This window comes from Lutibacter litoralis (assembly GCF_014646675.1).
Taxonomy (GTDB): Bacteria; Bacteroidota; Bacteroidia; order Flavobacteriales; family Flavobacteriaceae; genus Lutibacter; species Lutibacter litoralis.
On the sequence record NZ_BMNS01000008.1, the window covers coordinates 79,148 to 101,787 of the forward strand.

The window sequence follows — 22,640 nt, forward strand, 5'->3', positions numbered from 1 at the left end:
ACCTATATGCCTTTATGCAAGTATTGGCTACTTATCAATTATTAAGAAAATATAAATGTCAAAAAATATTATTTTACTATTAATACTATTTCCCTTTATAGTATATAGTCAAGAAACTTTTAAAGGAACAATTTTAGATACAAATAATGCACCTATTTTTGGCGCAAGTATCTATTGGGAAAACTCTCAAGTAGGAACAAATTCAGACGAAAATGGAAGTTTTTCAATAAAAACCTTAGAAAATAACAAGCAGCTGGTTGTTAGTTTTATAGGTTATGAAACACAAAAACTTTCTGTAGACAAAATAAGCAAAACAACCATTGTTTTAGTTGCGGATAATCAATTAGATGAAGTTAGTATTCAAACTAGAAGAAAAAGTTCTAATAGAGTAAGTTATGTGGTAAAAAACATAATTAATGTAAACAAGGCAGAGCTTTTAAAAGCCGCGTGTTGCAACCTAGCAGAAAGTTTTGAAACAAATCCTTCAATAGATATAAATTATAGTGATGCGCTTACTGGAACAAAACAAATTAAAATGCTGGGATTAACAAGTCCATATATACAAATTGTTCAAGAAAATATTCCAAATATTAGAGGTGCTGCGCAAACATATGGATTAACTTTTACACCAGGAACTTGGGTTGAAAGCATCCAAATTACAAAAGGAGCTGGTAGCGTTGTAAATGGTTATGAAAGTATAACTGGTCAAATTAATGCTGAATTGGTAAAACCTTCAACCGATAAAAACGTTTTTGTAAATGCCTATAGTTCTCTTAATGGAAGGTTAGAATTAAACACGCATTTTAACACAAAAGTTTCTGATAAATGGGATACTGGACTGTATCTTCATGGAAATTTGAGAGATAAAAAAATTGACGATAATAAGGACGACTTTTTAGACGCTCCACTTACAAAACAAGTGAATATTATGAACCGTTGGCAATACACCAACACCGAAAAAGGATGGGTTAGTTTTATAAACTTACGTTATTTAAATGATGCAAAAACAACTGGAGAAATAGATTTTAACCCAGATATTCATAAAAAAACAACTTCTTTTTGGGGAAGTGAAATAGCAACAGAACGCTTTGAAACTTCAGCAAAAATAGGATATGTTTTTCCTGAATTGCCTTACAAAACTTTTGGTTTACAGATTGCCTACAGTTATCACAATCAAGACTCTTATTTTGGTTTAAAAGAATATGAAATAAATCATAAGAGTGTATATGCAAATTTAATTTACAATTCTATAATTTCAGATACTCGTAATAAATTTGCTACTGGAATTAGCACTACTTTTGATAATTTTGACGAACTGGTTTTAACAACAAATTACAAACGAAACGAAAAATCTGTTGGTGCGTTTTTTGAATATAATTATGATAATTTAGATAATTTAAGTCTATCTGCAGGCGTTAGAATAGATCATCATAATTTATTAAAAACATTTATAACACCTCGGCTACATGCAAAATATACACCTTGGGATACTGGAACTTTCCGTGTTTCTTTAGGAAGAGGAAAAAAGAGTGCTGCCATTTTTGCTGAAAACCAATGGTTATTTGGAACAAACAGAACCCTAAAAATTGTAAACAATAATGGTGAGTATTATGGTTTAAACCCTGAAATTGCTTGGAATTATGGCGCTTCATTTACTCAAAAATTCGATTTCTTAAATAGAAAAGGAGACATTACTTTCGATTTTTATAAAACCGATTTTAACGAACAAATTATTGTAGATATGGAAAACCCTTCAGAAATTTCGTTTTACAATGCAACATCAAATAGTAAAGCAAATAGCTTTCAATTTGAAGTAAATTATAGTCCGTTTACACATTTTAGTATAAAAACTGCCTATAAATATCAAGATATAAAAAACGGCTATATTTCTGGTTCAAAACAACAACCAATGCAACCTAAAAACCGCTTTTTCACTAATTTATCTTATGAAACACATCAAACTGAAAAAGGTGGAAATTGGAAATTTGATTATACTTATAATTGGCAAAGTGAACAACGTTTACCAGATACAAGTATTTATACTGCAGCTTATCAATTACCAGAATATGCAGCTAAACATATTAGTATGAATGCACAGATTACTAAAGTTTTTTCTCCTCGTTTTGAATGGTATCTTGGAGGTGAAAATTTAACTAATCACCAACAAAAAACTCCTATTTTAGGAGCTGACAATCCATTTGGTACAAATTTTGACTCAAGTATTGTATATTCTTCAGTACTTGGTGCAATGTATTACACGGGAATTAGATTTAATATTGAATAAATAAATTTTAAACATGAACTTTTCAAAGAAAAATCACGAATACAGAAACAAAAATGTAAACAACATGAGTAAAAAAACATTATTAATTATTGCAATTCTTTTTATAGGAGTTTCAACACAAGCACAAAAGAAAAATAAAAACGCTAAAATTACTTTTGAAGTAAATGGTATTTGTGAAATGTGTAAAGACCGCATAGAAAAAGCCGTTTTAAAAACTAAAGGTGTAAAATTTTGCAGTTGGAGTATAGAAACGCATCAACTATCTTTAATTATGGATGAACGTAAAGTTGATGAACTCACTATTCATAAAAACATTGCAGCTGTTGGGCACGATACTAAAAAAGTAAAAGCTACAGATGAAGCTTATAATAATTTACACGGTTGCTGTAAATATGATCGCGTAAATCCACAATATGGAACACAAGATCACTAAATAAATTCTTTTATTTTACAAAACCTAACGGGACTAAAAAACCTGTTAGGTTAAAAATAATTTGGATTTTGAAATACACCAAAAAAACAATACATGTTTTTACTATCATACCTGAGCAGGCAGATATCCAAACATTGCTAATGGGAATTCTTTTTAGTTCAAGTTTCTTTATTTAAATTTGGTAAGAATTCATACTTTCGCAAGAATGATAAAAAATTCTATTTATTTCTTAATTTGTTTAACAAATGTGCTTAAATCTTTACCCGTTGGTTCTTCAAAAAATTCTAAATCAAAGTAAGGAATTGCTGCAATAATATGGTCAAAAATATCGGACATAATAGCTTCATAGTTTGCCCATTCTTTATTACTACTAAAACAATAAATTTCTAATGGAATACCTTTTGAAGTTGGTGCTAATTGCCTTACCATAGAAAACAACTCTTTACTTACATTAGAATTTTGTGCTAAATATGCATCTAAATATTTTCTAAAAACACCAAAATTAGTCAAGTTTCTTCCGTTTATTAAAACAGATTTATCCGCACCAATTTTTTTATTATGTTCTGTAATTTCATTATATTTTCTATCTAGGTATTCTGTTACCAAATGTATTTTTTTTAGATTGTCTATTTCTTTAGTGGTTAAAAATTTTATTGAAGATTGTTTAATTAGCACAGCTCTCTTTATCCTTCTACCGCCAGATTCTTGCATTCCTCTCCAGTTTTGAAAAGAATCTGAAATTAAACTATATGTTGGTATTGTAGTAAAAGTATTGTCCCAATTTTGTACACGAACAGTTGCCAAGTTTATGTCTGTAACCGTACCATCTGCACCAAACTTAGTGTAAACAATCCAATCGCCAATACGTACAATATCATTTACAGAAACCTGAATAGATGCCACAAAACCTAAAATAGTATCTTTAAAAATTAATAATATTACTGCAGAAGCAGCACCCAGGGTTGCAAAACTTAAAATATCCTGTCCTGTTATTTGATATACAATAAAAAAGGATGATAACCCCCATAAAAATATCATAACAACTTGCGCATAACTTTCTAAGGGTTTGTCTTTATAACGCTCTTTAGTTCTTAAATACCGTTGGGTAGATCTTACAAAACTTCTAATAATTTTTACAAATAAAACAACCGCATAAATATTTATAATATCATTAAAAATCTTTAATAGATAAGGAAAATCCGCTAAAACTAACGGCACTAGACCTTTTAAAAATAACAATGGTATAATATGAGCAAAATATCTAGAAAATTTACTTTGCACTAAAAAGTCGTCAAATGTTGTTGTTGTTTTTACTGAAAATACATCAAAAGCTTTAATAATTATTTTTCTTAAAACTCTATCTAGCAAGTATGCAACAGAAGTAATTAAAAAAAGTACAATAACTAGATTTATCGTTTCAGCCCAAAAATCAGCAACTCCTTTATTTAATAAAGCTTCTTTTATAAAATTAACGTAATCTATAAATTTAATAGCATCAATCATATTATTTTTGTTTAAGCTTCTTGAAAAAATTATATATTTTAAAGTATAATGTAAAACCTTTTAAAAGTGAAGAGATGTTGAAATTGAAAATCCAACATCTCTAAAAAACGCCTAATAGTCTAGGCTTATATTTTAAAATTCAGCATTTACATCCCAAGCTTCTAAACTTTCTTTAATTGCTTTGATAAACATTCCTCCTAAAGCGCCATTTACAACTCTATGATCATAAGAGTGAGAAATAAACATTTTACGTCTTATCCCTATAAAATCGCCTTCTGCGGTTTCAATTACCGCAGGCACTTTTCTAACAGCTCCTAAAGCTAATATTGCAACTTGAGGCTGATTAATAATTGGGGTTCCAAAAACACTTCCAAAACTTCCAACATTTGTAACGGTATAAGTTCCTCCTTGAATGTCATCTGGACTAAGTTTTCCATTTCGTGCTTTAACTGCTAAACTGTTAACAGATTTAGTCATACCAACCAAATTTAATTGATCAGCATTTTTAATTACAGGTACAATTAAATTTCCATCAGCTAATGCCGCAGCCATTCCTAAATTAATGGCTTTTCTTTTGATAATTTTATCACCATCTACAGAAATATTAATCATAGGAAACTCTTTAATAGCCTTTGCCACTGCTTGCATAAAAATTGGCGTGTAGGTAATTTTTTCTCCTTCGCGTTCGAAAAACTTATCTTTAACTTTATCTCTCCATTTAACAACATTTGTAACATCAACTTCTATAAAAGATTGCACATGTGCAGATGTTTGCGTAGACTCAATCATATGATGCGCAATTAATTTACCCATACGAGTCATTTCAATAATTTCATCTCCACCATTAACAGAAACGGGAGTTGTTGCCTTAACTGGAATCGCTTTCTTTTCAAAAGTTATTTCCGGAGCAACCTTAGGAATAACCTCTTTATTAACAGATGGTTGCTCTTTTTGCTTACCACTTTCTAAATAAGCTAAAATATCATTCTTTGTTACTCTATTATCTTTTCCAGTACCAACAATAGCTTCTAATTGTTCCATTGAAATACCTTCTGTTTCGGCAATATTTCTTACTAGTGGAGAATAAAATTTACCAGAAGGAGATTTTTTTTCAATACTTGTGCTTTCAATAGCTTGGTTTACTTCATTTTCAACTTTCACAATTGCTTCATTAGTAGTTTCTGCAATTATCTCATTTGCACTATCATTTTCATTATCACCTAAGGTTTCAATAATAGCAATAGTATCACCTACTTTAACAACACTATCTTCTTCAAATAACAATTCAACCAACGTTCCTTCAACTTCACTTGGAACTTCAGAATCTACTTTATCAGTTGCAATTTCCACAATTGCTTCATCAAGTTCAATGCTATCGCCTACTTGTTTTAACCAAGAAGTTATGGTTGCTTCCGCAACACTTTCACCCATTTTTGGAAGTTTTACTTCAAATTTTGCCATTATGATTTTTTTAAGTTTTGCAAATTTACAAAAAATATGGCCTTATATTAAATATGCAGGGTTTTATTCTACTTACCTAGTATATGAATTTAATAATAAACCCATTTATAAAACCTAGTAAATTATTTATACTCTTAATTAATTTCTAAAAAATTTCATTTTATGTAATTACAATACAACTCAAAAAGATTTACACATTGCAATTTGTAACAATAATTACAGAGGTATGTAACAAGTATTGCCGAAAAATTCAATAATATTAATTTAAACGATTCTAAATAAGACACATTGTATTGATTTACAGTTTAATATAAATTTAAAAACTATGACTTAAATCATAATATTACTCTCTTCTTGTTCTTAAATTTATAACAGATTTAAAACAAACAAATATCTAATATTATGAAAAATTTAAAATTAATAGGATTCTTGATGATTTTGGCATCAAGTTTAATGTTTATTCAATGTACAAGTGACCCTATTGCAGGTCCTCAAGGAATTGCTGGAATTGATGGTACAGATGGCGTTGATGGTATTGACGGTGTTGACGGTGTAGACGGAACAGCATCTTGTATTGCTTGTCATAACACAAGCCATAGAGAAACCGTTCAGGCAACTTATGAAAAATCAGGACATGCTGCTGGTGGAGCTGTTGCTTACGCAGGAAGTAGAGATTCCTGTTCACGTTGTCACTCTAATGAAGGATTTATCAATTACATTACAGGAAAACCTGCAGTTGCTATAGAAAACCCAACGGCTATTAGTTGTACAACTTGTCACTCAAGCCACAGTACATTTGACTTTGAAAATGATGGACATGATTTTGCATTAAGATCTATGGAACCTACTGCTTTAGATTTAACTGATCCTGATTATGTTATTGATTATGGTGATGCTAGTAATAGCTGTATTTCTTGTCACCAACCAAGATCTAAAGCACCAGTTGATGATGGAACAGGAATGTATTTACAATCAAACAAAAGATTTTACCCTCATTACGGACCTCAAACTACTATGTTAGAAGGTATTCAAGGAGCTTTAATCGATGGTGGAACAACAGCATATCCTGCTGCAAAATCTGCAACTCATAGAACTGGAGCGTCTTGTGTAACTTGTCATATGGGAGCCCCTTCTGATGATGGTTCTGAAGGATTACATAGTTTCAATGTAAATTATGATAATTGTGCTTCTTGTCACACTAATGGAGTTCCTACGGAATTAGCTGGAATGGCTGATGATATGGCGGCTTTAAAGGCTGAGTTATTAGCACTAGGTTTAATTGATGAAGATGGTAATACAATAGTACAAACTGAAACTATTCCTTTTAAAACTGCACAAGCATTATGGAATTATAAAACAGTTGAAAAAGATCATAGCCACGGTATTCATAATCCTGCATATGCTAGAGCATTAATAAAAAATGCTTTACAAGTAGTTCAATAATTTTTAATAGTTAGATTTTAAAAGTTCGAGAAAACTATAAATCTTTCTCGAACTTTTAAAAAAGCTAACTACTGCTTTAGAGTAACTCTCTTAACTTAAAATTTCACTTAAGAAATTTAAAAGTAGAAGTTAATTAACATAAAATATAAAACAAATGAAAAAACTATTGCAAATAGTTCTAGTTAGCAGCTTAAGTTTATTGTGCTTCTCATGTTATTATGATGAAATTCCTGAACATATATTAAATCCACCTGAGATTCCAACAGATCCAGGAGATCCAAATTATGTTGAAATAACATTAAGTACAGATGTTCAACCACTTTTTACTGCAAATTGTGTTGGTTGTCACAGCGATAACAGGGATCCGGACTTAAGAGAAGGAAATTCATATTCAGCATTAAACCCAGACTATGTTACTGCCAATAACGCAAGTGGAAGTAAGCTTTACACAATGGTTAACAATGGACATGGCGGTTTATCTGCAGAGGAAGTTGAATTAATTAAAGCTTGGATAAACCAAGGCGCACTAGATAACTAAATTTTAAGATATTTAATATGAAAAATTATATAAAATTACTTTTTATCTTTTTAATATTACCTTTTATAGCTGTTGCTCAAGAAGATGATAGTAAAGATAAAAAAGTGAAAGAAAAACTTGAAAGAGACGCCTTCGAAAGTTCTAATATTATAGATAATCCAAGTAACGTTTTGTTAAGCAAAAATGCATTAGAAGTTCAAATGCAACATAGATTTGGCTTAATTAATAGTGAATCTGGTAACGATTTAGCTGGTTTTTGGGGAGACGCCAACATTAGAATTGGACTTTCTTACGGTATCCATGAAAGACTTACCATTGGTTATGGTACTACAAAGTTTAATCGTTTACAAGATTTTAACTGGAAAGTAGCTTTGTTAAGACAAACACGTTCTAACAGTATGCCAATAAGCGTTTCTTACTATGGAAACTTTACTATTGACGCTCGTAAAAAAGATAAATTTAGTTTAGAGCAAGATAGATACTCTTATTTTAACCAATTAATTATAGCTAAAAGATTTAGTCCAAACGTATCATTTCAAATTGCACCAAGTGTATCTCATTATAACTTAGTGCATCCTGATATGAAAAACGATTTGGTTTCTATAGCTTTTGGAGGAAGAGTTAAAATAAGTCCGCAAACATCTATTTTAATTGATTATAGCCAGCCTATTACTCAATTTGATGCTATGCAACCTAAACCACTTTTTAGTTTAGGAGCTGAATTTGCAACTTCAGCACATGAGTTCCAGATTTTCTTATCAAACAATAATGGAATTGTTGCTCAAAAAAATTATATGTATAACCAAAATGATTTCTTTAATGGTGAATTCTTAATTGGGTTTAACATTACAAGAATTTACAATTTTTAATTAAAGATTATGCAAATAAACAGACTAACATTTAAATAAATCACCCCAATTGATTTTCCTAGATTTGTTAGTCTGTTTCTTTTTTTTGAATATTAAACTAATTTGTTTTATTTTATTGCACTTCCTGATACGCAACTATTTAAATCAAATTAATATCTAATTTCTTTTGAATTCTCTTCGAAAGAAAATTATTGTGGTTTTATATATGCTGACATAAGTCATTGTGTAATAATCACTATGTAACTAACTTTACATAAGAAAATTTAACATAATTTCTCGTATAGATTTTAATATTATGGAAAACAATAAAAACGAAAAAAAAAGCACAAATAGACGAAATTTCTTAAAGTTAGGATTAATGTCTAGTGTTACTGCTGTAGCAGGTGCTTCTTTAATATCAAACTTAGCTGTTCAAGACGAAGAAGTAGCTGAATCTGGCGAAAAAATGAGATTATTAACTCCAGATGGAAAAATAGTTGAAGTTGACGCCACCAATGTCAATCAATATCCAGAAGCGCTTATAACTCCAGAAGAGTCTCGAAAAGGAATACCTAATCGAAAATTTGTAATGGTAATTGATTTGGCAAAATGTAAAAACGCCAGAAAATGTGTTGAAGGTTGCCAAAAGGCTCATAAACTAGACTATAACGAGGAGTTTATGAAAGTTCAACTAATTCAAGACAATCCGGAAGCTTCTCCATATTGGTTACCAAAACCTTGTTTCCACTGTGACGAACCTCCTTGTGTAACTGTTTGCCCTACTGGAGCAACTTTTAAGCGTGAAGATAATATAGTTTTAATTGACAATGACCGTTGTATTGGTTGTAAATTCTGTATTACAAGTTGTCCTTATTCAGCGCGTCAATTTAACTGGGGACATAAAGAAAAATTTGATGATAAATCGCAACCTTACTCTCCAGAAACTAGTGTTCCAGCAGCAGAAGGTACCGTTATGAAATGTGATTTTTGTCCAGATATGTTACGTGTTGGAAAACTTCCTCATTGTGCATCTTCTTGCCCAATGGGAGTAATTTATTTTGGTGATAAAAACGAAGATATTGTAACAAATGGTGAAGAAACAGTTCGTTTTTCACAATTGATTAACGATCGTGGAGGTTATCGTCATTTAGAACATTTAGGTACTAAACCTAATGTTTATTATTTACCTGCTGTAAATAGACAATTTCCTTTAGAACGTGGTTTCAATGTTGAAGAAGATATTATCGAACGTTACAAAGATGTACCGTATGTTCAAGATTTAAAAAAACAAGGTAAAATTTAATCTCAAAACTCTTAATTATGAATCTAGAAAAAAGAAAAAGAGAATTGGCTCAAGAATTTTCTCCTTTGTTAGAAAAAACAACCAAAACTTCTAAAATATGGATCGGTTTTTTAATAGCCGTAATTTTAGTAGGAGTATATGCCTTTTTTGTTCAGTTATTTAAAGGCCATATTGTTACAGGAATGAGAGACAATGTAGTTTGGGGTATTTACATTATAAATTTTATATTTTTTGTATGCTTAAGCTATTCAGGAGCCTTTATTTCAGGTGTTTTACATTTTTTTAAAACTCCTTGGAAAAATTCAGTTTCAAGAATTGTTGAAATAATTACTGTTTTATCTTTAATTATTGGTCCAATCTTTATTTTATTATGTATTGGAAGATTAGATAGGTTGCATTATTTATTTATGTACCCAAGAATTCAATCACCAATTACTTGGGATATTATAGCTATTATGACAGATTTAATAGGTTGTTTTATCTATTTATATCTAACATTTATTCCTGACTTTGCAATTCTTAGAGATAATAGTGAAAACGCTTCTAAATGGAGACAAAAAGTTTATAAATATTTAGCTATTGGTTATCAAGATACACCAACTCAAAGAGAAAAATTGCATAAAATAACACGTACAATGTCTGCAATGGTAATTGCATTAGCAATTGTTGCCTATTCTGTACTTGCATGGATCTTTAGTTTAACCTTACAACCAGGTTGGAACAGTTCTATTTTTGCTCCGTACTTTATAATTGCTGGTTTATACTCAGGAATTGGAGTAATTATTATAGCTATGTATCTTATTAGAAAATACTACAACTTAGAACACTATATTAGAAAAGTGCATTTTATTGGTGCAGGTATTGTTCTTTTAATAATTTCATTATTGTTTGGTTACTTTACATTTAGCGAATATTTTTCTCGCTGGTTTAGCCATAAAATATCTGATGCCAATCTTTTAAATACTTTATTTACAAGATATTTTTGGATGTTTATTTTTGCTAATTATATTGGTGTATTAGTACCTCTTGTCATTTTATTTTTCAAAAAATTAAGAACGATTAAATCAATTACTTTTGCAGCCGTTATTGCTGTAATTGGACTATGGTTTAACAGGTATTTAATTGTTGTTCCTACTTTAGAAACTCCATATTTGCCAATTCAAGATACAAGAGAAGAATTTATTCATTACACGGCAACTTGGATTGAATGGGCTTTAAGTTTTGCTGGAGTTGCTGCATTTATATTGTTCTTTATTTTAATTATGAAACTTGTACCTGTTATTCCAATGTCTGGAATAATAGATAATGAGAGAGAACAAAATAAGAGTAAAAAAACTTTCAAAAAGATTATAACTGAGTAACAATAATAAAAGTTAGAAATTATGAAAATTAACATCTTAAAATATAAATTAATTACTTCATTTATTATTGCATTATTATTCAGTTTCAATGGATTTGCACAAGAAGAAGATGCAAGCAACTATAGAATGAGGTTTAAATTTAAAACTGTTAAGCAACCCGATAATTCTCGATTACTTGAAGTTAGTTTTATAGGACAAAACAAAAAAGACAGAAAAGATAAAGTTCCTGTTTTTGACGCAGAAATTAAATTTTACAACGAAGCTAACCTGTTAGGTACAGCAAAAACTTCAAAAGAAGGTATAGCTCAACTTACAGTTCCTGAAAATCACAATTACACAACTGATGAAGATGAGTATATTAACTTTATAGCTAAATTTGAAGGATCTGATGGATTAGACGAGGAGGAAGACGAAATTCATGTTAAAAATTTATACCTAGAGTTAAATTTAGAAGAAATTGACAGCGTAAAAACTGTATTGGTAAAAGCTTTTACTATAGACAGCTTAGGTGTTGAAATTCCTTTAGAAGAGGCCGATATAGTAATTTCTGTTAATGGAATGATCTCCAAAATGAAGTTAGAAGAAGGAACTATTGAAGATGGTGAATTTGAATTTGAATTTCCTACAGATATCCCTGGTGATGCAAATGGTGATATTATAGTATATTCAATTATTTCAGATAATGATGATTTTGGTAATATAATTCAACAAAAATCTATAAATTGGGGTACATTTAAAACAGCATCAATTGAAGAAGGTAATAAATTATGGTCCGAGGCTGCACCAATTTGGATGTATATTGTATTAACAATTTTATTAGTAGGTGTATGGGCAAACTATGTATACACTGCTGTAAATTTATTTAACATTAAAAAAGAAGGAAAAGAATTAGAATTAAAAAAGGAATAAGAGATAATTAAATTTATCAAATAACTTTATGGCACCTTTTTTGATATTTATTGTATAACAAACAAAAATTAAAATTTAAAATGAAAACACTAAAAACATTAATGATTATCGGAATAATTAGTTTAGGACTTTTTGCATTCAAATCTATGGATCAAGAGGAATGGAAAGTACCTGCTAAATATGAAAAAATGACCAACCCTGAAGAAGCTTCAAAAGAAAATATTTCTTTAGGTAAAAATTTATATTCTAAACACTGTAAATCTTGTCACGGTAAAGAAGGATATGGAGATGGACCTAAAGCTGATGAAGTAGATGGAGCATTAGGAGATTTTTCTTCTGAAGAATTTCAAGCACAATCTGATGGAGCTATTTTTTACAAAAGTTATATTGGACGTTTAGATATGCCAAACTTCGAAAAGAAAATGACAGAGGAAGATATGTGGCTTACAGTTCACTACATGAGAACTATGGCTGAATAATCCAATGGTATAATATTAGATAAAAAAACCCGAACAATTTAATTGTTCGGGTTTTTTATGCTTTTTAATTTCAGAATTATATTGTCATAGAAAACACTCTCGTTTCTGGCCTATTTTCAAGTAAACGAAGGTCAAATGCCATACAAATATTACGAACAAACATTCTTCCTTCCTCTTTTACAGTAATTTTAGTTGAAGAAACTTCAATTAAACCATCGTCAATTATTTCTTGTAAGCGATTCACAATTTCATTTTTAACTTCACTATCTAACCCTATCTTCCATTCAGTTTCAAGGTTACACATTAAATTTAAAATGTGCTTTCTAATAATTAAATCAGTTTCTGTTAATAAATGCCCTCTAAATATTGGAATAATACCTTGATTAACCTTTTCAGTATAATCTTCAATAGTTTTTTCATTTTGAGCAAAAGCATACCAAGAATCACTAATAGATGACATTCCTAAACCAATCATCAATTCAGTTTTACCCGCTGTATAACCCATAAAATTACGATGTAACTTTCTAGATTCCATTGCCTTATGTAGTGAGTCTGACGGTAAAGCAAAATGATCCATACCTATTTCAACATAACCATTATCAAAAAACAATTGTTTTCCTAATTCGTATAAATGACGTTTCTCACTATCTTTAGGTAAGTCGTTTTCATCAAAACCGCGTTGCCCAACTCCCTTTATCCAAGGCACATGTGCATAACTATAATAAGCTATTCTATCCGGTTTTAATGCAATGGTATTTTTAATTGTATTTCTAATACTTTCTTCTGTTTGAAAAGGTAATCCAAAAATTAAGTCATGGCTTATAGATTCATAACCTATTTTTCTTGATAAATCATTTACACGTTTTACTTGTTCAAAACTTTGAATTCTATGAATTGCTTTTTGAACAATCGGATCATAATCTTGAATACCAAAACTATTTCTTCTCGATCCTAAATCATATAAAGTTTGTAATTGCTCTTCTGTAGTATGATTTGGATGACCTTCGTAGCTAAAATCGAAAGTTTCAAACTTATCAGCTCTTTTAAAAATTCCATTTATTAGTTTCTTTAAATTTTCAGAAGAAAAATATGTTGGTGTACCTCCACCTAAATGAATTTCTCTAATTTTAGGTCTTTCAACTAATAAATCACAATATAAATCCCACTCTTTTAAAACAGTTTCTAAATACGGTTCTTCAACCTCATGACGCTTAGTTATTTTTTTATGGCAAGCACAGAAAGTACACAAACTTTCACAAAAAGGTAAATGAATATATAAGCTAATTCCTTCTATTTCATTACTTTCATCAAAAGATTTTTTTACAGTACGTTCCCAATCTTGTTGTGCTATTCCATCCTTATCCCAAAACGGCACCGTTGGATAACTGGTGTATCTTGGTCCTGGAATATTATATTTTTGAATTAAATTTTTCATTTTTTTAGTTGTTGGTTGTTGGTTACTTGTTGTTAGCTAATGAATCATCAAAACTAACAACTAAAAACTAACAACTATTTATATTCCTTAACAGCATCAATAAATGCTTTTGCATTATCTAATGGAATATTTGGTAAAATACCATGACCTAAATTTACAATATATTTGTCTTTACCGAAATCATCAATCATTTTAGTCACCATTTTCTTAATCTCTTTTGGAGGAGACAACAAACGTGATGGATCAAAATTCCCTTGTAATGTAACTTTATTATTAGTTAATTTTCTTGCCATTTGTGGCGTAATTGTCCAATCTACACCTAAAGCTGAGGCGTTTGAATTTGCCATATCTTCTAACGCAAACCAACATCCTTTTCCAAAAGCAATTACAGGAGCATCATCTTTTAATGCTTCAATAATTTGATTGATATATTTCCACGAAAATTCTTGGTAATCTACTGGAGAAAGCATTCCTCCCCAAGAATCAAATATTTGAACCGCATTTACACCTGCTTTTACTTTTTCCTTTAAATAAGCAATTGTAGTATCCGTAATTTTTTGTAACAATGTGTGTGCGGCAATTGGTTGTGTAAAGCAAAATTCTTTAGCCTTATCAAAAGTTTTTGAACCTTGACCTTGTATGCAATAACATAAAATTGTCCAAGGAGAACCTGCAAAACCAATTAAAGGAATATCATCATTTAATAGTTCCTTTGTCATTTTGATAGCATCCATTACGTAGCCTAAAGTCTCATCAATATCCGGAACAATAACTGCATCAACATCTTTTTGAGAACGAATTGGGTTTGGCAACCAAGGCCCAACTCCAGGCTTCATCTCAACTTCAATATTCATTGCTTGAGGAATTACTAAAATATCAGAAAACAAAATTGCAGCATCCATTCCATACCTACGAATTGGTTGCACCGTTATTTCTGAGGCTAATTCTGGAGTTCTACAACGTGTAAAAAAGTCATATTTCTCTCGAATTGCAATAAACTCTGGTAAATATCTTCCTGCCTGGCGCATCATCCAAACTGGCGGGCGCTCAACTGTTTCGCCTTTTAAAGCTCTTAAATATAAATCGTTTTTAATCATTTTCTTTTAAATATTAGTTGTTAATTTTTAATTCTTAGTTGTTTTGCATTTTAACGTATAACTAACAACTTAAAATTAAACACTATTTATGCTTATCAGCAACAGCTTTCATTGCTATTTGTATTGCTGAGCGCACTTTATAAATATCGCGTTTTGTCATAGCAGTTGCTAAAAACCAGGATTCAAATTGTGATGGTGGTAAAAACACACCATTCTCCATCATTTTCCAAAAAAATGTTTTAAACATTTTAGTATCACTTGTTTGAGCTGACTTAAAATCTACTACTTTTTCTTTTGTAAAGAACGGATTTATCATAGAACCAAATCTATTTACTTGTAAATCTATCCCGTTTTCTTTAGCTGCAATTTTCATTTCTCGTTCTAAAAAAGCAGCTGTTTTTTCAAAATCTTTATATGGGTTTTGTTTTTTCAATTCTTTCAATGTAGCAATACCACAAGCCATTGCAATTGGGTTTCCAGATAATGTTCCTGCTTGATACATATCGCCTAAAGGTGAAACCATTTCCATAATTTCGTTTCTTGCTCCATAAGCTCCTACAGGAAAACCACCCCCTACAACTTTCCCAAGACAAGTAATATCAGCTTCAAAACCTAATAATTCTTGAGCACCTCCAAATTGTGAGCGGAAACCTGTCATTACTTCATCCGCAATTAATAATACTCCACTAGCTTTTGTTAATTCTTTTAATTGATCAATAAAATCTTTTTTCGGTTGAATTACACCCATATTCCCAGCAATTGGCTCAATAATAACTGCAGCAATATCTTTGTGTTTAGCCAAATGAGCTTCAATACTATTAATATTATTAAATTCGGCAATCAGTGTGTTTTTTACAGCTTCATCTGGCACTCCTTTACTTCCTGGAATACTTAATGTTGCCAATCCAGAACCAGCTGCTACCAATAAAGCATCTGAATGTCCGTGATAACAACCCGCAAATTTTATTATTTTATTCTTTCCTGTATATGCTCTTGCTAAACGAATAGCACTTAATACAGCTTCAGTTCCTGAGTTTACGAAACGCACCTTATCCATTCCTGGAAACGCATTGCAAACCATTTCTGCCATTATTATTTCACCTTTGGTTGAAGCACCAAATGTATATCCGTTTTTTAAGTATTTTTTAATAGTTTTTTCAACAATACTGTTTCTATGACCTAAAATCATTGGACCATAAGACAATACCATATCTATATACTCATTTCCATCAACATCGTAAATTTTACTTCCTTTGGCTCTATCAATAAAAATTGGAACACCTCCAACAGATTTAAAAGCTCTAACAGGGGAATTTACTGCTCCTACTAAATGTTTTTTTCCTTTTGAATATAGTTCTATTGATTTTTCTAGTTTCATTTTATTATTGTTATTGGTGATTGAGCGGAGTCTAAATCAATTTTAATTAATATAAACACTTTAACTCCGTTCAGTGACTAACTTATACTTGTGAAAAGTTTTATTTTTTCAACAACACTTTTGCTACTTCCTTTGCAAAGTATGTTATAATGATATCTGCTCCAGCTCTTTTCATGGACAATAAACTTTCCATCATTACGCGTTCTCCATCTATCCAACCATTCGCAGCAGCAGCTTTAATCATTGCATATTCACCACTTACATTATAACACGCAATTGGTCTATCGAAGTTATTTTTTAAATCACGAATTATATCTAAATACGAAAGTGCTGGCTTTACCATTAAAATATCTGCACCCTCTCGATCATCAAAAGTTGCTTCTCTTAAACCTTCATCTCTATTAGATGAATCCATTTGATAAGTTCTTCTATCTCCAAACGTTGGAGCTGAATCTGCTGCATCTCTAAAAGGTCCATAAAATGCAGAAGAATATTTTACCGCATATGACATAATTGGAATATTAGGAAAACCTGTATTGTCTAATGCTTCACGAATAGTTTCTATCATTCCATCCATCATTCCTGAAGGTGCAACCATATCTACCCCTGCCTTTGCATGAGAAACTACTTGCTTTGCAATATTGGGTAGCGTTGCATCATTATCAACATCGTTATCATGAATAATTCCGCAATGACCATGACTGGTATATTCGCAAAAACAAACATCTGTAATTACATATAAACTTGGATAGTTCTTTTTAATAAAACGAACTGCTTTTTGCATAATTCCATCATCATTCCAAGTTTCAGAACCTGTATCGTCTTTTTTAGATGGAATTCCGAACAATAATATTGCTGGAATATCTAATGCCACAACTTCATCCAATTCTTTTGAAATAGTATCTAATGAAAAACGTTTAATGCCTGGCATTGAAACAATTTCGGTTTCAATATTCTCGCCTTCTTCAATAAATAAAGGGTAAATTAAATCGTCTATTGTTAGTTTATTTTCTCTAACTAAACGGCGAATATTTTCGGTTTTACGTAAACGTCTGGTTCTATTCATTTTAATACTATTTAATTGTTTGTTAATAATTGTGTTATTCAAGATTAAAACTTCTAACTTTCTTTAATAGTTTCGTTAAAATACTCATTTACCGAATTTAAAACACTTTCAACCGTAGATAATTTTGAAACTTTAACATTTTTAAAGTGTTTTTTAGCTTCGCTTGCGGTTGTTTCTCCAATACAAAAAGCAACAATATCGTTAGTTTTATTTTCTTTTAAATAACTTTCTATTCCAGATGGACTGTAAAAAAGAATTGCCTTAAATTTTTCTTCTATTTTTCTTGGAGTTAACTGTGTTTGATAACATTCAACTTCATTTACTTTAATATTATTTTCAGTTAACTTAGTTGGCAATTCATCTCTTCGTATATTTCCACAGAAAAAAGTAATTTCTTTTTCCTCTAAATTATCAACTAAGAAATTTGCTAATTTCTCACCATAACTCTCAACATGTTTTACTTTGCCTATTCTTTTCTCTATCAATCTTTTAGTTCTTCTACCAACGCAATAGATGTTTTCAAAATCTAACTCCATTGGCGAAAAATTATTTAACAAAGCTTCAACGGCGTTTTGACTAGTAAATAACACATTTTTAATTGGCTTTTTTACTATAACAGGTTTTAACCTGTTGTTTCTTATAGTAATAAAATCACTACTTGTAACTCCTATTTTTGAATTTAAAATAGCCGTTTGATCGTGAGAAAGACTTTTTGTTGAATAAATCAGTGTTGATTTTTCAATATCATTAACCTCCCTCATTAATTTTTTTCCACCTCTTTCTAAAATGTAATTTGCTCCGAATTTACCTAGATCAGTTGCATTATTTACGGCAACTTCTTTATAAAATTCCATTTTATGCTTTCCGTCAGGACTAAATAAGGCACCTTTAAATTTTATTTCATCTTCAAAAATCATTGCTAAAGCTCCAATAGGCGCAGTACAACCACCTTCTAAAGTTTGCAGAAAATCACGTTCAATTTTTACGCAAGTTGCAGTTTCTTCGTGATTAATTTCTTTACAAATTTCTATAAGCTCTTCATTCTTTTCTAAAGCAACTATCATTACTGCACCCTGTGCAGGTGCAGGAATCATCCAATCTAATTTAATATGCTTTTCTTTTTCAGGTAATAGTTTTAACCTTTTTAAGCCGGCTGTTGCAAAAATAGCTCCGTCCCAATCATTATCTTGCAATTTTTGCAGACGTGTAATTACATTTCCTCGAAGACCTGTAATTTTATGATGCGGGTAACGATATAACCATTGTGCTTTTCTACGCAAACTACCTGTCGCAATTAAAGCTGAATTTTTTGTGAAAAAATTCTCATCTTCTTTAATCACCAATACATCGTTAAAATCGCCTCTTTTTAAATAAGCTGCTTGCACGATTCCTTCTGGTAATTTTGTAGGAACATCTTTAGAAGAATGTACTGCAATATCAATTTCTTCATTTAATAATGCTACATCTAAATTTTTGGTAAACACTCCTGTTATTCCTAATTCATACAAGGGTTTGTCTAAAACAATATCTCCTAAAGAATCAATTTTTACAATTTCTGTTTTATGACCGAAATGTGCTAATTGTTCTGCAACTGTATTGGCCTGCCAAAGCGCTAATTCACTTGAGCGAGTACCAATTCTAATAATTTTATCCATTCTAAATTTCGGTTTTTTCTGAGTAGAATATTTTGCTAATTACATTTATGCTTTGATCAACCGAAGTTTCATCATCTTTTAAATGTTTTACAAACTGTGTAGTAATTTTTTGAATCATTCTATTAGTTACAAACTCTGCATGTTCTATATTAAAATCTTTAATTTTCTTTGAATGAAAATCAATTTCATCATGCTGAATTGCTTGTAATGACTCTTTTAAAGCATTTACTGCCGGCACATATTTTCTATGCGAAATCCAGTCGTTAAATTCTGCTTTATACTTGTCTATTATTTTTTCAGCTAAAGGAATTTGCTTTTTTCGAGTTTCAATAGTTTTATCTGTAATTTTAGAGAGTTCATCAACATTTATTAATGTAATGCCTGGCTCAGATTTTACAGCAATATCAACATTTTCAGGCATCGATAGATCTATAATTAATAGTTCCTTGCCTTCTTTTAAATGTTCTTTAGTTACAGTTGGAGTATTTGATCCTGTAGAAACAATTAAAATATCTGTTGCATGTATTTCATCTGTTAATTTTGAAAAATCTGCAACAGCAACATTGTTATGGATTTGCTCAAATCCAATTGCTTTTTCAAGCGTCCTATTAACTAAAGTAATATTTTTATTTGAAGTATATTCTAATATATTTTTACAGGTATTTTTACCAATTTCACCTAAACCGTAAACAAGTATTTTTTTGTTATTATAATCCTGAACATTGTCTATAATATACTGTATTGCGGCATAAGCCACTGAAGTTGTCCCAGAACTTAATTTTGTATTGTTTTTTACGTCTTTACTTGCTTGCAAAACCAAATTCATCAAACGCTCTAAATACGCATTTGTAGTGCCTAATTTTTTAGCTAATTTAAATGACTGTTTTAACTGACCAACTATTTCGTAATCACCTAATATTTGACTATCTATACCCGTTGCAATATTGAACAAATGCCTAACTGCATCTTTATTTTTATAAACATTAGAAACATTTATAAAATCCTCTACAGTTCCATTAGAATATTTTATTAATAAACTAATAAGTTCGAACGGATGTTTTGCAAACCCAGTTATTTCAGTTCTATTACAAGTTGATAAAACAAAAATTCCTTCAATACCCTTTTCTTTAGCTTCTACTAATAAAAGTTTTTGATTTTCTTTAGTTAAACTAAAAGCACCACGTACTTTTACATCTGCTTTCTTATAACTTAAACCTACATTGTAAAATTTTGCAGGAAGACTCTCTTGATTCATATTTTTTACCTTACCAATAAGTATCGACAAAAGTACAAATATAATATTGTTCAAAATATCGCTAAAAGTACTTTTATTATCGATATAAGTTATTTAATTTTATTTAGAACACTTCTAAATAATTACTATTTCGATATATTTAATACAAATGTAAGTAAAATAAGGGGTTTAAAATTATGACATTTATCATAACTAAGTGTTATAAAAATCATAAGAAGTATATAAAAATATTGTATTTTTGCTATAATTTCAACATTTTTCGGTAAAAACAGCTTATGAAATCTAGTCTTAAAAACTACAAATATATCGACAAAAGTACTCAGATGCTTTTTAACGAAAAAGACACTTTTAAAGTTTTTTATTTCAACAACTTATCTTCTGATACTGAACTATATGAGTATCCACTAAACAACAATTACATTCAAATTTATTTTTGCAACACCAATACGTGTACTGTAGCATTTAATTTTGAGCATTGCGCAGCTAATTTAGAAGCTGGAAACTCTTCTATGGTTTATTTTAAAGATGAAAAAATGAACATTCTTTTTAATATCCCTCCAAAATCAGAATTAATTGCTGTTTTAATTTCAATTGAATATTTTCATTCCTTATTTTCAGTTGAGGGTAATTTTTTATTTAATTTTAATGGTTTTAAAGTTGGAAAACCAATTATAGAACCTAAACAAATCTCACCTACGATTCAGATTATATTAAATCAACTTACTTCAAAACAAATTACCAAAGCATTAAGACCTGTTTTTATTAAAGGAAAAGTATATGAATTGTTAAGTTATTATTTTAATACAGCAAATGAAAACGAAACTGAAAAAGAAAACTGTCCATATATTGCAAATGAAGAAACTGTTATTAAAATAAAACACGCTAAAGAAATTATTATTGAAGAAATGATAAACCCACCTTCTCTAGATGATTTGGCAAAAAAAGTAGGGTTAAATATTAAAAAATTAAAAACCGATTTTAAAGATTTTTACGGAGTTCCTGTATTTACTTTTTTATTAAATTACAAAATGGAACTAGCAAAAAAATTATTACAAGAACAACAGTTAAATGTAAATGAAATTGCTGCACAATTAGGTTACAGCGCATCTAGCCATTTTATTGCAGCATTTAAAAGAAAATATAAAACCACACCAAAACAATACGCAAAATCATAAATATGAAGGGAGCATTATTAGTGAATTTAGGTTCACCAAATAGTACATCAGTTAAAGATGTAAAGAATTATTTAGATGAATTTTTAATGGATAAAAGAGTTATTGATACTCCTTATCTTGTTAGAGCCTTTGTTGTAAAAGGAATTATTTTAAATACACGTCCAAAAAAATCTGCAGAAGCCTATAAAAAAATCTGGTGGAAAGAAGGTTCTCCTCTAATTGTATTATCCGAACGTTTGTATAAAAAAGTTAAAAAAAACAGCGATATTCCAGTTGAATTAGCAATGCGTTATGGAAATCCTTCTATAAAAAGTGGTATTCAAAAATTAGCAAATCAAGGTGTTACAGAAATTTTTTTGATACCATTATATCCGCAATTTGCAATGGCAACTACAGAAACCATAGTTGTTTTAGCCAATAAAATTGTAAAAAAAGAATTTCCGCATATTAAAATAACTGATGTCCCAGCTTTTTACAACAACAAATCTTATGTTGAAGTATTGAGCAATAGTATTAAAAGACATTTGGAAGCTGAAAAACCAGATCACTTATTGTTTTCATATCATGGTGTTCCTGAAAGACATATTAAAAAATCTGATATTACAAAATCGCACTGCAAGATTGATGGAAGTTGCTGTAACACGCCATCTCCAGCGCACGAATTTTGTTACAGACACCAATGCTACCAAACTACTAAAAATGTTGCAGAATTTTTAAATTTGAAAGAAGGAACGTATAGCACCTCGTTTCAATCTCGTTTAGGAAGAGACCCTTGGTTACAACCATATACTGACCAAACTATTGACAATTTTGCTCAAAATGGTATTAAAAACTTGGCTGTTGTAACTCCGGCTTTTGTATCTGATTGTTTAGAAACGTTAGAAGAAATTGGCATGGAAGCAAAAGAATCTTTTGAAGAAAATGGTGGCGAACATTTTTCTACAATTCCTTGTTTAAATGATGATGATACTTGGGCAAAAACGGTAGCCGGTTGGATAAATAATTGGGCAAAATAAT

At 30.1% G+C, this 22,640-nt stretch carries 19 protein-coding genes; 11 read left to right on the forward strand and 8 right to left on the reverse strand.

Annotated features, from left to right (window positions below; genetic code table 11):
• Window positions 1-55: 55 nt before the first annotated feature.
• Both IEW75_RS13040 and IEW75_RS13045 read left to right on the forward strand, forming a co-directional pair.
• Entirely contained in the window at window positions 56-2,284 is a 2,229-nt protein-coding gene (locus IEW75_RS13040) for a TonB-dependent receptor (RefSeq protein WP_134249149.1), read from the forward strand.
• A 64-nt stretch (window positions 2,285-2,348) separates the two neighbouring features.
• Complete coding sequence (locus tag IEW75_RS13045) at window positions 2,349-2,717, forward strand: heavy-metal-associated domain-containing protein (RefSeq protein WP_134249150.1); 369 nt, start codon at window positions 2,349-2,351, stop codon at window positions 2,715-2,717.
• Window positions 2,718-2,939: 222 nt separating this feature from the next.
• Here IEW75_RS13045 and IEW75_RS13050 read toward each other — a convergent pair whose 3' ends face one another.
• Both IEW75_RS13050 and IEW75_RS13055 read right to left on the reverse strand, forming a co-directional pair.
• The gene (locus IEW75_RS13050) at window positions 2,940-4,220 is read right to left on the reverse strand and encodes a mechanosensitive ion channel family protein (protein WP_134249151.1); all 1,281 of its coding nucleotides are present in this window, start codon (window positions 4,218-4,220) and stop codon (window positions 2,940-2,942) included.
• A 132-nt stretch (window positions 4,221-4,352) separates the two neighbouring features.
• Window positions 4,353-5,681 carry a dihydrolipoamide acetyltransferase family protein gene (locus IEW75_RS13055; RefSeq protein WP_134249152.1) on the reverse strand — a complete coding sequence of 443 codons (1,329 nt, stop codon included), beginning with the start codon at window positions 5,679-5,681 and terminating at the stop codon, window positions 4,353-4,355.
• A gap of 402 nt (window positions 5,682-6,083) precedes the next feature.
• Here IEW75_RS13055 and IEW75_RS13060 point away from each other — a divergent pair, with 402 nt between their 5' ends.
• The 7 genes from IEW75_RS13060 (at window position 6,084) to IEW75_RS13090 (ending at window position 12,562) form a co-directional block, all read left to right on the forward strand.
• The gene (locus IEW75_RS13060; protein ID WP_134249153.1) at window positions 6,084-7,124 is read left to right on the forward strand and encodes a hypothetical protein; all 1,041 of its coding nucleotides are present in this window, start codon (window positions 6,084-6,086) and stop codon (window positions 7,122-7,124) included.
• A gap of 154 nt (window positions 7,125-7,278) precedes the next feature.
• Complete coding sequence (locus tag IEW75_RS13065) at window positions 7,279-7,662, forward strand: c-type cytochrome (protein ID WP_134249154.1); 384 nt, start codon at window positions 7,279-7,281, stop codon at window positions 7,660-7,662.
• Window positions 7,663-7,679: 17 nt separating this feature from the next.
• Window positions 7,680-8,531 carry a DUF5777 family beta-barrel protein gene (locus tag IEW75_RS13070; RefSeq protein WP_134249155.1) on the forward strand — a complete coding sequence of 284 codons (852 nt, stop codon included), beginning with the start codon at window positions 7,680-7,682 and terminating at the stop codon, window positions 8,529-8,531.
• 295 nt (window positions 8,532-8,826) lie between these two features.
• Entirely contained in the window at window positions 8,827-9,813 is a 987-nt protein-coding gene (locus tag IEW75_RS13075) for a 4Fe-4S dicluster domain-containing protein (protein ID WP_134249156.1), read from the forward strand.
• A gap of 17 nt (window positions 9,814-9,830) precedes the next feature.
• Window positions 9,831-11,174, forward strand: coding sequence for an NrfD/PsrC family molybdoenzyme membrane anchor subunit (gene nrfD / locus IEW75_RS13080; RefSeq protein WP_134249157.1), 1,344 nt, complete (start codon window positions 9,831-9,833; stop codon window positions 11,172-11,174).
• A gap of 21 nt (window positions 11,175-11,195) precedes the next feature.
• Window positions 11,196-12,083 carry a hypothetical protein gene (locus IEW75_RS13085; protein WP_134249158.1) on the forward strand — a complete coding sequence of 296 codons (888 nt, stop codon included), beginning with the start codon at window positions 11,196-11,198 and terminating at the stop codon, window positions 12,081-12,083.
• A gap of 80 nt (window positions 12,084-12,163) precedes the next feature.
• Window positions 12,164-12,562 (forward strand): c-type cytochrome, encoded by a 399-nt coding sequence (locus IEW75_RS13090; RefSeq protein ID WP_229714461.1) that lies wholly within the window; start codon window positions 12,164-12,166, stop codon window positions 12,560-12,562.
• 76 nt (window positions 12,563-12,638) lie between these two features.
• Here IEW75_RS13090 and hemN read toward each other — a convergent pair whose 3' ends face one another.
• From hemN to hemA, 6 genes are all read right to left on the reverse strand, one after another.
• Window positions 12,639-13,997, reverse strand: coding sequence for an oxygen-independent coproporphyrinogen III oxidase (gene hemN, locus IEW75_RS13095; protein ID WP_134249159.1), 1,359 nt, complete (start codon window positions 13,995-13,997; stop codon window positions 12,639-12,641).
• A gap of 74 nt (window positions 13,998-14,071) precedes the next feature.
• Window positions 14,072-15,094 (reverse strand): uroporphyrinogen decarboxylase, encoded by a 1,023-nt coding sequence (hemE, locus tag IEW75_RS13100; RefSeq protein WP_134249160.1) that lies wholly within the window; start codon window positions 15,092-15,094, stop codon window positions 14,072-14,074.
• An 82-nt stretch (window positions 15,095-15,176) separates the two neighbouring features.
• Window positions 15,177-16,472: a glutamate-1-semialdehyde 2,1-aminomutase gene (hemL, locus tag IEW75_RS13105; RefSeq protein ID WP_134249161.1), complete on the reverse strand. Its 1,296-nt coding sequence runs from the start codon at window positions 16,470-16,472 to the stop codon at window positions 15,177-15,179.
• 100 nt (window positions 16,473-16,572) lie between these two features.
• Complete coding sequence (gene hemB / locus IEW75_RS13110) at window positions 16,573-17,538, reverse strand: porphobilinogen synthase (RefSeq protein ID WP_134249162.1); 966 nt, start codon at window positions 17,536-17,538, stop codon at window positions 16,573-16,575.
• A 53-nt stretch (window positions 17,539-17,591) separates the two neighbouring features.
• Entirely contained in the window at window positions 17,592-19,193 is a 1,602-nt protein-coding gene (gene hemC, locus IEW75_RS13115) for a hydroxymethylbilane synthase (RefSeq protein WP_134249163.1), read from the reverse strand.
• Window position 19,194: 1 nt separating this feature from the next.
• Window positions 19,195-20,448, reverse strand: a complete 1,254-nt coding sequence (gene hemA / locus IEW75_RS13120) for a glutamyl-tRNA reductase (protein WP_134249164.1) — start codon at window positions 20,446-20,448, stop codon at window positions 19,195-19,197.
• Between the two features lie 275 nt (window positions 20,449-20,723).
• On the opposite strand from hemA, the gene IEW75_RS13125 reads away from it, so the two are divergent.
• Window positions 20,724-21,623 (forward strand): helix-turn-helix domain-containing protein, encoded by a 900-nt coding sequence (locus IEW75_RS13125; protein ID WP_134249165.1) that lies wholly within the window; start codon window positions 20,724-20,726, stop codon window positions 21,621-21,623.
• A 2-nt stretch (window positions 21,624-21,625) separates the two neighbouring features.
• Window positions 21,626-22,639: a ferrochelatase gene (gene hemH / locus IEW75_RS13130; protein ID WP_134249166.1), complete on the forward strand. Its 1,014-nt coding sequence runs from the start codon at window positions 21,626-21,628 to the stop codon at window positions 22,637-22,639.
• The last annotated feature ends 1 nt before the right edge of the window (window position 22,640 follow it).

What these genes read in the sequence shown, in the direction of transcription:
- IEW75_RS13040 (WP_134249149.1), top strand. Translation starts at nt 56, where the DNA reads ATGTCAAAAAATATTATTTTACTATTAATACTATTTCCCTTTATAGTA.
- IEW75_RS13045 (WP_134249150.1), top strand. Translation starts at nt 2,349, where the DNA reads ATGAGTAAAAAAACATTATTAATTATTGCAATTCTTTTTATAGGAGTT.
- IEW75_RS13050 (WP_134249151.1), bottom strand. Translation starts at nt 4,220, where the DNA reads ATGATTGATGCTATTAAATTTATAGATTACGTTAATTTTATAAAAGAA.
- IEW75_RS13055 (WP_134249152.1), bottom strand. Translation starts at nt 5,681, where the DNA reads ATGGCAAAATTTGAAGTAAAACTTCCAAAAATGGGTGAAAGTGTTGCG.
- IEW75_RS13060 (WP_134249153.1), top strand. Translation starts at nt 6,084, where the DNA reads ATGAAAAATTTAAAATTAATAGGATTCTTGATGATTTTGGCATCAAGT.
- IEW75_RS13065 (WP_134249154.1), top strand. Translation starts at nt 7,279, where the DNA reads ATGAAAAAACTATTGCAAATAGTTCTAGTTAGCAGCTTAAGTTTATTG.
- IEW75_RS13070 (WP_134249155.1), top strand. Translation starts at nt 7,680, where the DNA reads ATGAAAAATTATATAAAATTACTTTTTATCTTTTTAATATTACCTTTT.
- IEW75_RS13075 (WP_134249156.1), top strand. Translation starts at nt 8,827, where the DNA reads ATGGAAAACAATAAAAACGAAAAAAAAAGCACAAATAGACGAAATTTC.
- nrfD (WP_134249157.1), top strand. Translation starts at nt 9,831, where the DNA reads ATGAATCTAGAAAAAAGAAAAAGAGAATTGGCTCAAGAATTTTCTCCT.
- IEW75_RS13085 (WP_134249158.1), top strand. Translation starts at nt 11,196, where the DNA reads ATGAAAATTAACATCTTAAAATATAAATTAATTACTTCATTTATTATT.
- IEW75_RS13090 (WP_229714461.1), top strand. Translation starts at nt 12,164, where the DNA reads ATGAAAACACTAAAAACATTAATGATTATCGGAATAATTAGTTTAGGA.
- hemN (WP_134249159.1), bottom strand. Translation starts at nt 13,997, where the DNA reads ATGAAAAATTTAATTCAAAAATATAATATTCCAGGACCAAGATACACC.
- hemE (WP_134249160.1), bottom strand. Translation starts at nt 15,094, where the DNA reads ATGATTAAAAACGATTTATATTTAAGAGCTTTAAAAGGCGAAACAGTT.
- hemL (WP_134249161.1), bottom strand. Translation starts at nt 16,472, where the DNA reads ATGAAACTAGAAAAATCAATAGAACTATATTCAAAAGGAAAAAAACAT.
- hemB (WP_134249162.1), bottom strand. Translation starts at nt 17,538, where the DNA reads ATGAATAGAACCAGACGTTTACGTAAAACCGAAAATATTCGCCGTTTA.
- hemC (WP_134249163.1), bottom strand. Translation starts at nt 19,193, where the DNA reads ATGGATAAAATTATTAGAATTGGTACTCGCTCAAGTGAATTAGCGCTT.
- hemA (WP_134249164.1), bottom strand. Translation starts at nt 20,448, where the DNA reads ATGAATCAAGAGAGTCTTCCTGCAAAATTTTACAATGTAGGTTTAAGT.
- IEW75_RS13125 (WP_134249165.1), top strand. Translation starts at nt 20,724, where the DNA reads ATGAAATCTAGTCTTAAAAACTACAAATATATCGACAAAAGTACTCAG.
- hemH (WP_134249166.1), top strand. Translation starts at nt 21,626, where the DNA reads ATGAAGGGAGCATTATTAGTGAATTTAGGTTCACCAAATAGTACATCA.